We start from the raw sequence: 432 nt of genomic DNA, 5'->3' as shown, positions 1-432 counted from the left end.
CCACACGCGGCGGGATGAGCGTTTCGGTCCTGTAAAAGCTTCAGGATTCCGTGCTTTTGTGCCATGTTGCAAAGGCGATGGCGGGGCGTTCCTCTTCCGATATTCTGGCGCTTCGCCAAGAGGTTGACGAGGCCCGAGCACGCGCTGATCTCGCCGAAGCCGAGGCCGCTCGTGCAAAGGCGATTGCCGCCGATGCGGAGGCTCGCAACGCATTGCTCGAGTTGCAGATCGAGAAGATGCGCCGCGCGCATTACGGCCAACGCTCCGAACATCGTCAGCACCTGATCGACCAGATGGAGCTCGGGCTCGAGGAGGCCGAAGCGAGCGCCGGCGAGGACGAGGCACTCGCCGCGGCTGCCGCGGCGAAGATATCAGTCGAGGCGTTCACGCGTGCCCGACCGACCCGCCGGGCCTTTCCCGATCATCTGCCCC

At 64.8% G+C, this 432-nt stretch carries 1 protein-coding gene; it reads left to right on the top strand.

Features of this window, described 5'->3' with window-relative positions; translation table 11 throughout:
- Nucleotides 1-50: 50 nt before the first annotated feature.
- Nucleotides 51-432: transposase domain-containing protein (locus L3X40_RS22200; protein ID WP_445177244.1), on the top strand; the 382-nt coding region annotated here is incomplete at its 3' end.

The organism is Rhizorhapis sp. SPR117 (assembly GCF_021742065.1).
The sequence above is the reverse complement of the archived record's forward strand: the minus strand, read 5'-3'. Positions and strand labels throughout refer to the sequence as shown.